5 protein-coding genes and 1 pseudogene are annotated in these 8,088 nt (G+C 66.1%); 3 read left to right on the forward strand and 3 right to left on the reverse strand.

Annotated features, from left to right (window positions below):
- Positions 1–195 precede the first annotated feature (195 nt).
- The 3 genes and pseudogenes from ACG04R_RS25470 to imuA all read right to left on the reverse strand — a co-directional run bounded on the left by ACG04R_RS25470 (position 196) and on the right by imuA (position 5,467).
- Positions 196–3,306 (reverse strand): annotated as a pseudogene (locus ACG04R_RS25470) (error-prone DNA polymerase).
- Positions 3,307–3,321: 15 nt separating this feature from the next.
- Positions 3,322–4,659: a Y-family DNA polymerase gene (locus ACG04R_RS25475; RefSeq protein WP_394416763.1), complete on the reverse strand. Its 1,338-nt coding sequence runs from the start codon at positions 4,657–4,659 to the stop codon at positions 3,322–3,324.
- On the reverse strand, positions 4,574–5,467 hold the full coding sequence (imuA, locus tag ACG04R_RS25480; protein WP_394416765.1) for a translesion DNA synthesis-associated protein ImuA: 894 nt from the start codon (positions 5,465–5,467) through the stop codon (positions 4,574–4,576). The genes ACG04R_RS25475 and imuA overlap by 86 nt, the downstream gene beginning before the upstream one ends.
- A 162-nt stretch (positions 5,468–5,629) precedes the next feature.
- On the opposite strand from imuA, the gene ACG04R_RS25485 reads away from it, so the two are divergent.
- The 3 genes from ACG04R_RS25485 to ACG04R_RS25495 all read left to right on the forward strand — a co-directional run bounded on the left by ACG04R_RS25485 (position 5,630) and on the right by ACG04R_RS25495 (position 8,036).
- Complete coding sequence (locus ACG04R_RS25485; RefSeq protein WP_394416767.1) at positions 5,630–6,043, forward strand: MbcA/ParS/Xre antitoxin family protein; 414 nt, start codon at positions 5,630–5,632, stop codon at positions 6,041–6,043.
- Entirely contained in the window at positions 6,040–6,720 is a 681-nt protein-coding gene (locus ACG04R_RS25490) for an RES family NAD+ phosphorylase (protein WP_394416769.1), read from the forward strand. The genes ACG04R_RS25485 and ACG04R_RS25490 overlap by 4 nt, the downstream gene beginning before the upstream one ends.
- 467 nt (positions 6,721–7,187) lie before the next feature.
- Positions 7,188–8,036, forward strand: a complete 849-nt coding sequence (locus ACG04R_RS25495) for an ABC transporter transmembrane domain-containing protein (protein WP_394416771.1) — start codon at positions 7,188–7,190, stop codon at positions 8,034–8,036.
- Positions 8,037–8,088 lie beyond the last annotated feature (52 nt).

Genomic DNA, 8,088 nt, shown 5'->3' on the forward strand with positions numbered 1-8,088 from the left:
GGAAAGCAACGCGCTCAAGGTTGATGGGTCTATTTGCAATCTACTGAGCCGGCCCGCACAGGTCCAGCCGAGCAAGCCTTCGAAGCCGACCAAGACGAGGTAGTAGTACAACAACCGCATCCGTAGGCGGCAGCTGGTTCAAGATGCCTTCGCCGCACGCCTACGGCCTTCCGGAAATCCAGTCGGTTTCAGCGGCTACCTGAAATCCCGACTCTTCGTCGCCAGCTCGCCCAGCATCGGGGTCAGGTCTTCCAGGTGCTTGGCGATGATGTTGCACACCTCGCCCTGGCGCTGCCAGCGCCCCTTCACTGCCATCAGCCGTGCGCCCAGCACCGTGTGCCGCAGGTGAGGCTTCTCCGAGATGGTGCGGTAGACGATCAGCTGGATCTCGCCTTCCTCGTCCTCCAGTGAGACAAAGATGACCCCGTTGGCGGTCTCCGGCCGCTGTCTCGTCGTCACGAGGCCCACAGTCTAAACCTCCCGCCCGTCCGGCATATCCAGCAACTGCCTGGACGTGAGCAGCCGGCGGTTGGGCAGCGCCTGCAGCGCCGGCCGCAGCAACTGCAGCGGATGACTCCTCAGGGTCAACCTGAGCGCGTCGTAGTCGAACGTGACCTCTTCGCCCTCGGGCGCCTGTGGAAGTTCCAGGTAGTCCTCATGCACCGGCGCGTCCTTCAGCAGCGGCAGGGCTGCCTGCAGTGCTGACGCCGTCCATACCTGCTGGCGCCGATGGCCGCTCAGGCTGGCCAGCGCGTCGCCCGATGCCAGCACCGTCATCTGCTGCCGGTTGAGGCCGGCACGACGCGCCAAATCCTCGGCGTTGCGGAACGGCGCCTCGCGCCGGGCCGCGCAGATCGCCTGCGCTGCCTCCAGCTGCAGCCCCTTGATGATCTTCATGCCCAGCCGCACGGCCGTACCTCCAGCGTGCGGCTCCAGCACGCATTCCCAGTCGCTGTACATGACGTCGACCGGCAGCACGGCCACGCCGTTGCGCCGGGCGTCCTGCAGCAACTGGCTGGTGCTGTAGAAGCCCAGCGGCTGCGCGTTCACCATCGCCGCGAAGAACTCCATCGGGTGATGGCACTTGAGCCAGCAGCTGGCATAGACCAGCAGCGCGAATGAAGCCGCGTGCGACTCCGGAAATCCGTACTCGCTGAAGCCCTGGATCTGCTTGAAGATCGACTCGGCAAACGACGCCTCATAGCCGCGCGCCGCCATGCCCTTGGTGATCTTGTCGTAGTGCCTCTCGAGACCGCCCTTGCGCTTCCACGCCGCCATGTCGCGTCGCAGGCCGTCAGCTTCGCCACCGGTGTAGCCCGCCGCGATCATGGCGATCTGCATGACCTGCTCCTGGAAGATCGGCACGCCCAGCGTGCGCTCCAGCGCCGGCCGCAACTCCTCGCTCGGGATCACGATGGGCTCGATGCCCTGGCGCCGGTTCATGTACGGATGCACCATGCCGCCGTGGATCGGCCCCGGCCGCACGATGGCCACCTCCACCACGAGGTCGTAGAAGTTGCGCGGCAACATGCGCGGCAAACTCGACCGCTGCGCCCGACTCTCGATCTGAAACACGCCGATGGTCTCGGCGCGGCAGATCATGTCGTAGGTCTTCGGGTCCTCGGGCGGGATGTCCTGCATCAGGAACTCGAATCCCTTGGTTTCGCTGACGAGCGTCAGCGTCTTGCGGATCGCGGTGAGCATGCCAAGGCCGAGCACGTCGACCTTCATGAGACCGACCGCGTCGATGTCGTCCTTGTCCCACTGGATGATGGTGCGGTCGTCCATCGAGGCGTTCTCGACAGGAACGAGGCGCGTGAGTGGGCCGTTGCTGAGGACGAAGCCGCCGGGGTGCTGGGACATGTGGCGCGGCATGTTCAGGATCTGCCGCACCAGCGCGATGAGCTGCTTGACGCCCAGGTCGTTGAGATCGATGCCGACCTCGACGAGCCGTTGGGGCTCGACCCCCTCCTCCCACCACGGGAAGTTGTCGTTGAGCTTCTGCAGCAGGTCCAGCTCGAAGCCCAGCGCCTTGCCGACATCCTTCAGGGCGCTCTTGATCCGGTAGGAGATGACGACGGCAGTCAACGCCGCGCGCTCGCGGCCGTACTTCTCGTAGAGGTACTGGATGACCTCTTCCCTGCGCTCGTGTTCGAAGTCGATGTCGATGTCCGGCGGTTCGTCGCGCTCCTTGCTGATGAAGCGTTCGAGCAGCGTGCTGAGCCTGGCCGGGTCGACCTCGGTCACGCCGGTGCAGTAGCAGACGACGCTGTTGGCCGCGGACCCGCGGCCCTGGCAGAGGATGTGCTGGCTGCGCGCGAACTGCACGATGTCCGCGACGGTAAGGAAGTAGTGCTCGTAGCCCAGCTCGGTGATGAGCTCGAGTTCCTTCTCAATCTGTTCGTTCACCGACGCCGGCACGCCATCGGGCCAGCGCCGGCCTGCGCCCTCGTAGGTGAGGCGGCGCAAGTAGCTCGCCGGCGTCTCGTCCTCGGGCACGACCTCGCGCGGGTAGTTGTAGCGGATCTCGTCCAGGCTGAACTCGCACCGGTCCGCCACCACGACGGTCTGCGCGATGAGGTCTTCGGGGAACGTCCTGGCCAGCCGGCCGCGTGTGCGCAGATGGCGCTCGGCGTTGATGTCCAGGGCCCTGCCGCATTCGGTGAGCGGCTTGCGCAGGCGCACCGCCGTCATGACGTCCATCAGCGCCTTGCGACCGCGCACGTGCATGCTCGAGTCGCCCACCGCGACCAGCGGGATCTCGGTCTCGGCGCTGACGGCGCGCAGGCGTTCGAGCCGGATCTCGTCGTCGCTGCGCCGCAGCTGATCCAGCCCCAGCCACACACGCCCCATAAAGTGGGTCAGCAGCCAGCGGCCAAGCTGGATCAGCGCGGCGGGCTTGGCGTGGCGCTCGGGGCAGGCGATGACGACGCAGTCGTCCAGCGAACCGGGATGGAAGTCCTCCAGCGCCAGGCGGTAGCTGCCCTTCTTGGCGGCGCGCCGCAGGCGCGAGATGAACTGGCAGAGGTTGCCGTAGCCGTTGATGTTGCAGGCCAGGACCACCAGCGTGAACGGGAACTCGCAGGCCACGTTGAACTGGCTGCCAACAAGCAGCTTCATGCCGCGCGCCTTCGCCTCCACGTGCGCCCGCACGATGCCGGCCACCGAGCATTCATCGGTGATGGCGATCGCCGAGTAGCCCAGCTGCTGGGCGCGCTCGACCAGCTCCTGCGGCCAGCTGGCCCCCTTCAGGAAGGAGAAGTTGCTGACACACCGCAGCTCGGCGTAGGCGGGTAGCTCGGCCATCGCAACACCATGGGCTCAGGCGTAGACGCCATCGAGGAACCAAGCCAGCTCGCCGCTGTCGAGCTGTTCGCAGAAGATCGACAGCGCGCCGGCTGTCTCCGAGATGGCAACCCAGTAGTCGCGCTGGACGCTCTGCGTCGTTGACGTGCCGGGGACGCGGTCCCACCAGCCGCACTCGACCAGCTCGGGCCCGACCAGCAAGGTCAGCGGCCCCTGGTAGTGCGGGCAGCCCTCCCGAACCGCCAGGCGGATCGGTGTGTCCTGCAGCATCGTCGGTGCAGGAAGCTCTGGCACGGCTTCGGGCTTGCGCGGCTTGCGCTTGGCCGCTGGCGACCAGCGCGCGGCGAAGGCGGCGCGATGGTCGTCGCAGCGGTACGGCGTCAACACGCACTCGGGCCCGAAACGGGCGGCCAGCCGCTCGGCCAGCAGGATCAGCGATTCGCCGCTACCGAGGCTCTGCGGCAGCAGCGACAGGGACTGCTCGGTGACACGCTCGACGCCGACGGCATCCAGGCGCAGCTCGCCGACGGGGGCGAGCAGTTCCAGCTTGGCGAGATGCTCGGCCAGCAGCCGCGTGAAGTGCTCCAAATCCCGCATCGGCTCGGCCGACCGGATGGTGACCTCGCCGCCGTCGCCCGCGTCTTTCGCGCGCATCGAGTCGTGAACCCATCGCAGCGTGTAGCCCTCGGCCCCAGCATGGCGTGACGCGAGCCAGCCGCACATCTGCATCAGCATGGGTCGCGCGTAGGCCAGCAATGCCGACGCGTTGTCCTCGCGCGCGGGCAGTTCGTACCGGACGCTGAAGGTCTCCGGGATCACTTCCCACTTGAATGCCTCGGGCATGCGACCGTAGGCCTGGTCCAACGCCATGAGGATGTCGTCGCCCCAGCGACGGCTGACGCCGTCGCGCGGCAGCGTCCGCAGGTGGCCCAGCGTGGTGACACCCATGCGTGCCAGTACCTCTGCGTGTTCGGCGGATGCCGTGAGTTCGACAAGCGGCAGCGCGTCGAGCACGGTCTGCAGGTCGCGGCCGCCGAGATCCAGGATGCCGCAGCGGGCGAGCACCAGCGCGGCCTTGGCGTTGGACGCCCAGCCGATGCCGATGACGCCCAGGTCTGGCGCCTCGTCACTGATGCGTGCCTTGAGCGCAGCCTCGCCCTTGAACAGCTTCAGGCTGGCTTGCACCTCCAGGACGACCGCGCAGCCTTCGACTTTCGCCACCCGCGGCGTGAACTGCAGGCACCACAGCGCCAGGCCGTCGAGCGGGTCAGGCGAGGCTGGCTGCTCGGGCGATGGCGTCCGCGGCGGTTCGGGCGGTGGTGTCGGCGAGATGACGAGGGCGACCCAGAGCACGTTGGGCCTCCTTGAGGGCAATGAGCTGGCTGGGTCGACGCATGCGCTCGGTGAGCACATGGTGGAGGCCGCCCGGGGTGGAATCGAGAAGAAGCGGCGTCTCCAGCGGCGCCCCACGACGCTTGAAGACCTCCACGCGTATCTGCCAGTCGATGAGCAGCGACGCGAAGACGCGCAGTGGCGCCGGTGAGGGGTCGTGGCGAGCCTGGCTCGGTCGGATGATGAAGACAGGGCATTCGCAGCCCTGCGCCAGGACCTGCAGCCGGCGCAGCTGCTCCGGGCGAGCCTGCGGCAGCCAGGTCAGGATGGCTGCGGCTGAGTTGGCGCGGATGGCCTGCTCGGTGGCCCAGAGTCGATGCGACGGCGGGTCGACCTTGGCCCACAGCAGGTTCTCATCTTCGATGCCGAGGTGGCGAAGCCCTTCGGTGCCTGGCCGCTTGGGATGGCCGATGACGACCACGCCGCGGCCGCCGCTGACAAGCGGACGCAAACAGGGGCCGATGAGGCGCCATTCGAGCAAGGAGGGCTGCGGCTGCAGCACCTCGATGAGGCAGCCGACGGGCCAGCCGCCGTCGACGAGTTCGGCGTCAAGCGCGGGGAAGCCGGTGGCGACAAAGCTGGCACGACCGCCGCCCAGTTGGTTGCCACGCCAGACGGTGTCGATCAGCTCGGGCGGGAGGTTGGTCGCAGGCGACTGGGCGTTCTGTGCAGGTGCGACCAGGTCGCCCTCGGCCGGCGCCGCTGGAGGGGCACTGGACGGCTCTGGGGCGGAGGACAGAATGAACTCCGTCTGGTTGGGCGCAAGCATGCTGGGACTGGTACAAATTACTGTTGTTTTATACAGTACACCATCCCAATGACCGCCGTCCACCCGCGATCGCCCGGTGGCATGAAAAATTCCCAAGAATTCTTTGCTTGCACTTGAATTCCCAAGAATGGAAAATTACTTCAAGCATGCAGGAGAGTCGATATGCCTGAAGTTCAAACCCATCCGCAGATCAGAGACCTTGGCACCGTGGAGGCGGCTCGCAAGGTGCTGCGCGCATTCTTCAACATCGCAAGGGCTTGGCAGTTGACCCCTGGCGAGCAAGAGGTGCTGCTGGGCGTGAGCCAGCCCACCTGCTATCGGTGGCGAAACGACCAGGTCGCCTCTGCCCTGAGCGGCGACACCCTGGAGCGACTGGGCTACATCCTGAACATCTATGCCGCGCTGCAGATCCTGCTGCCCATCCAGGAGCGAGCTGATGCCTGGGTTCGCCAGCCCAACACGGCGCCACTGTTTGGCGGCGGGCCTGCGCTCAAGCGCATGCTCGGTGGCAGGGTGGGCGACCTGAAGGTCGTTGCGGACTACCTGGACGCGATGCGAGGCGGCGAGTTCTCATGAGCAACCTGACGGCGGTCGATCCGCCCTGGAACCCCTGCTACCGGCTGATCCCAAGCCGCTTTCCGCCCATCTCTGTCTTCGAGAATGTGGCGTCGGCGGAGGACTTCGACACGCTGTACGCCGTGCAGGCGCTGGTCAACCCGCGCATCCGGCAGGAGGTTGGCGAGATCGACCTGGTGCCGGCGGCCGACCGCGTGTTCGGCGTCGGCAGCTCGCCGATCATGGCGGCGTTCTGCCACCTGAACCCGGAGGGCTCACGCTTCAGCGACGGCACCTGGGGCGTGTACTACGGGGCGCAGACCTTGGAGACCGCCGTGGCCGAGGTCGGCCACCACCGGACCAAGTTCCTGGAAGCCACGGCACAGCCGGCCATCGACGTCGACCTGCGCTGCTACATCGCGACCGTCCAGGCGCCGCTTCTGGACGTGCGCGCCGTGGCGGAGATCCATGTCCCGGACAGCTACGCGGCCTCACGCGAGTTCGCAAAAGCCCATCGAGCCCAGGGTGCCGCCGGCCTGCTCTACCGCTCCGTACGAGACCCTGAGCATGAGTGCGTGGCGATCTTCAGGCCGCCCGCCATCCGTGTGCCCGTGACGCAGGGGCCGCACGTGACCCTGTGCTGGGACGGCCAGCGCGTCAAGGCCTGGTACCGCAAGTCGGACATCCACGCGGTCTGACAAGACAGCGCTTGCGCCATGGCTCAACTGACGTCGCGCGTACCGCGGGGGCCACCGGAGCGCCGCCCGTACTGCCATTCGGCCGTCGGGCTGGTCACAGGTGTCGAGGTATATCCGATGCGGGAGGAACTGGCCGAGCGGCACATATGGCGCTGTACATGCTGCGACGCGCATGTGGCATATCGGCGCGGCGTGTTGACTCGAAGCTCGGGAAAGGCTGAGCACTGGGTTTCCGCGACTTCTCAAAGTCCGAGGGGCTGTCCGCAGAGTGAAGTCTCCCACTGCTGAGCGCATAACGCCTCTGAAGGCTTTCTGCAAGGAACCGTAGAGACTGACCGGTAGCTTTGCACACGCCCGCGCCCCCTAACGCCACCCCGACATGAAGGTACCGACCTAGACTTCCGTTAGGTTAAATTTCGTGTCGCTTTGTGAGGGGCTCAGCAAACTTTGGCTGAGCGAGGGAGAGAATGAAAGAGATCGCAAAAGCGATCCCGCAGGACCAGTTGCTCTGGGCCTTGGGGTCGGTGTGCGCGTTGCACAGGGTTCCATTCGCGGCCGAGTTGGTCGCCAGGATGTTTCCCCCGCCTTGTTCGTCCGCCGTGCTGGTTGCGGCGGCGCGGGCGATTGGCTTCAAGGTCAAGCACGTCAGCCTGGATGCCAAGCGCGTAGAGCACATGGTGTTCCCGCTGGTCGTCTCCCTGCGCGCCGCCGAGGCGGACCCACGGCAAGACGAAGAAAAACCAGCGCCATGCCTGGGCATCATCACGGCCATCAGCGATGGGCAAGCCGTACTGTTCGAGGCCGGCAGCAACCAACCGCTGCCCGTTCCTCTGCACGAGCTAACCAAGCGTCTGGAAGGCGATGCCTGGCTGTTAAGCCCGAAAGTCGAAACTGCGTTGGATCCCGATGCGCCTGCGTCGGCCCGGAAGTTTGGCTTCCAGTGGTTTGTCCCTGAACTGCTGAAACACGGGAAGGTCTGGCGCGATGTGCTGCTCGCTTCGTTGGCACTGCAACTCATCGCCTTGGCGACGCCACTGTTCACGCAGGCCATCATCGACAAGGTCGTCGTTCACAGGACAGAGAGCACGCTGATTGCCATCGCCATCGCGATGGTCATATTCACGGTCTTTTCCAGCCTGCTGACCTGGGTCCGCCAGTACTTGGTCCTGCATACCGGCAACCGTGTCGATGCGGTGCTGGGTGCCGCGGTCTGGGAGCACCTCCTCAAGCTGCCCCTGCGCTGTTGGCGCCGATCTAAATTTGACCCACCCTGCCGATTGAACTTTGACCCAGGGCTTGGGGCCGGCATCGGCTGACGCCGGCTGTGGACAACTGTAGCGCTGAGCTCGGTCAGCCCGCCTCGTCGCG

Source organism: Pelomonas candidula, from assembly GCF_043555985.1.
Classification (GTDB): Bacteria; Pseudomonadota; Gammaproteobacteria; order Burkholderiales; family Burkholderiaceae_C; genus Pelomonas; species Pelomonas candidula.

Bases quoted from the DNA above. Each gene is read 5' to 3' on its own strand.
- ACG04R_RS25495 (WP_394416771.1), top strand. From the start codon at position 7,188: ATGAAAGAGATCGCAAAAGCGATCCCGCAGGACCAGTTGCTCTGGGCC.
- ACG04R_RS25490 (WP_394416769.1), top strand. From the start codon at position 6,040: ATGAGCAACCTGACGGCGGTCGATCCGCCCTGGAACCCCTGCTACCGG.
- ACG04R_RS25485 (WP_394416767.1), top strand. From the start codon at position 5,630: ATGCCTGAAGTTCAAACCCATCCGCAGATCAGAGACCTTGGCACCGTG.
- imuA (WP_394416765.1), bottom strand. From the start codon at position 5,467: ATGCTTGCGCCCAACCAGACGGAGTTCATTCTGTCCTCCGCCCCAGAG.